This window comes from Pseudonocardia sp. EV170527-09, from assembly GCF_008369905.1.
Taxonomy (GTDB): domain Bacteria; phylum Actinomycetota; class Actinomycetes; order Mycobacteriales; family Pseudonocardiaceae; genus Pseudonocardia.
In genome coordinates, this window is sequence record NZ_VRMC01000221.1 from 1 (window position 1) to 1,762 (window position 1,762).

The following is a 1,762-nucleotide window of genomic DNA, read 5'->3' on the forward strand; positions in this document are numbered from 1 at the left end:
GGACCCTGGCCGACGGCTGGGCCTACGCCCGACTCTATGAGTCGACCCGCCAACGCAACGACGCCCTACCCGGCTGGCTGCACTTCTACAATCACCACCGCGCTCACTCCGCCATCGGCGGCCAGCCACCAGTCACCAGGCTGACCAACCTCCCTGGACATCACATCTAAGCCGTCACCGTGGACGAGCTGCCCACATCCTGAACCTCACCCGGCGGAGGCCATACGCACGATGTGGGTCGGGGCCCACGGACCGCTCCACCACATCGAGGGCCCCAGCCCGGACCGGGTGACCGTCGCCGACGGGCGGCACGACCGGATCCGCTCGGCGTAGCGGCGGGTGTTGCGGATGTCGGCGAGCAGGATGCGCCCCGCCGGACGAAGCACCCGGCACATCTCGTCGACGGCCCTGTCCCGACCCTCGGGATCGGCCACGTTGTGCACCGCGAGCGAGGAGACCACCAGGTCGAACGATGCATCCGGGAACGGCAGGTCGCACATGTCCGCGGTCTGCAGCTCGACCCGGTCCTCGACACCGGCCGCCACGGCGTTGGCACGGGTCGCCTCCGGGTCGTTGCCCGACTGGTCGCCGCGCCGCCACAGGTCGATACCCACCACCCGGCCACGGGGCACCCGCCGGGCGACGGCGACCGCCACCGCGCCACGACCACAGCCGACGTCGAGGACCACCGCATCCGGTGCGACCCCGGCCTCGTCGAGCAGCCGCTCCCATGTCACGAGCTTCCCACGGCGGGTCGTGTGCAGGTAGATCCCCGCGCAGAGCAGGCACGCCGCGGCGGCCCACCAGACTCCGGGGTCGACCAGCATTGCGACGACACCGGCGACGACGGCACCGGCGAGATAGCCGGCGGGCACGTAGGAGGCATCGACCCCGTAGTCAGGACGCGACACGACACGCTCCTCTAACTAAGTTAGGCTAGCCCCGTCATTGTCAGCCGTTGCAGCACGCAGGGAACGTTTCATGGCGCAGATCACTCAGGAACGGCTGGTTGACGGTGTGCTCAAAGTCATGGACCGGGCGGGGCTGGAGGGCGTCACGATGCGTGCAGTCGCTGCGGAGCTGGGCGTGCGCGCGCCGTCGCTGTACTTCCACGTCGCCGACCGGGCGGCACTGGTCGACCTCGTGGCGGACGCACTGGTCCCGCCCGTCGACGCCGCTACCCTCGCCGCCCTCGCGAAAGGCACCGGGCCCCGCTGGCGGCGGATGCTGCGCGGGCTCGCCATCACCCGCCGGACCCACCTGCTCGCGCACAGGGACTCCGCGCGGCTCCTGCTCGGCCGGCTGCCGACCGGACCTCGCGCACTCGCCGCAACGGGTCTGTAACGAGAACGGTGGTTCCGGCGATGTTGTCAGTAGTGCTCGGCGCCCGGCCAGCGGTCACCGAAAGTGATGGCGAAGGCGTTGAGGACTGGCTTCCAGCGCATCATCCATCGGGTGTGGCCTCGTCCGGTCGGGTCGAGGCTGCGGGTGACAAGGTACAGACATTTCATCGCGGCCTGCTCGCTGGGGAAATGCCCTCGCGCTCGGACCGCTCGCCGGTAGCGGGCGTTCAACGATTCGATCGCGTTCGTCGTACAGATCACCCTCCGGACCTCGATGTCGTAGTCGAGGAACGGCACGAACTCGGTCCAGGCGTTACGCCACAAACGTATCATCGCCGGATAGGCTCGCCCCCACTCGTCATCGAGATCATCCAGCGCGGCTGCAGCGGCATCGGCGGTGGACGCGGTGTAAATAGCTC

At 69.2% G+C, this 1,762-nt stretch carries 4 protein-coding genes; 2 read left to right on the top strand and 2 right to left on the bottom strand.

The window, feature by feature from the left end; genetic code table 11:
- The coding region (locus FVA95_RS28545) for an integrase core domain-containing protein (RefSeq protein WP_149663856.1) at window positions 1-170 on the top strand (170 nt) is incomplete at its 5' end.
- Between the two features lie 36 nt (window positions 171-206).
- On the opposite strand, the gene FVA95_RS28550 is transcribed toward FVA95_RS28545, so the two are convergent.
- Window positions 207-911, bottom strand: a complete 705-nt coding sequence (locus FVA95_RS28550) for a class I SAM-dependent methyltransferase (protein WP_205016031.1) — start codon at window positions 909-911, stop codon at window positions 207-209.
- Between the two features lie 70 nt (window positions 912-981).
- Here FVA95_RS28550 and FVA95_RS28555 point away from each other — a divergent pair, with 70 nt between their 5' ends.
- Window positions 982-1,344 carry a TetR family transcriptional regulator gene (locus FVA95_RS28555; RefSeq protein WP_149666879.1) on the top strand — a complete coding sequence of 121 codons (363 nt, stop codon included), beginning with the start codon at window positions 982-984 and terminating at the stop codon, window positions 1,342-1,344.
- A gap of 26 nt (window positions 1,345-1,370) precedes the next feature.
- Here FVA95_RS28555 and FVA95_RS28560 read toward each other — a convergent pair.
- Window positions 1,371-1,762: transposase (locus FVA95_RS28560; RefSeq protein WP_193564271.1), on the bottom strand; the 392-nt coding region annotated here is incomplete at its 5' end.

What these genes read in the sequence shown, in the direction of transcription:
- FVA95_RS28555 (WP_149666879.1), top strand. Translation starts at nt 982, where the DNA reads ATGGCGCAGATCACTCAGGAACGGCTGGTTGACGGTGTGCTCAAAGTC.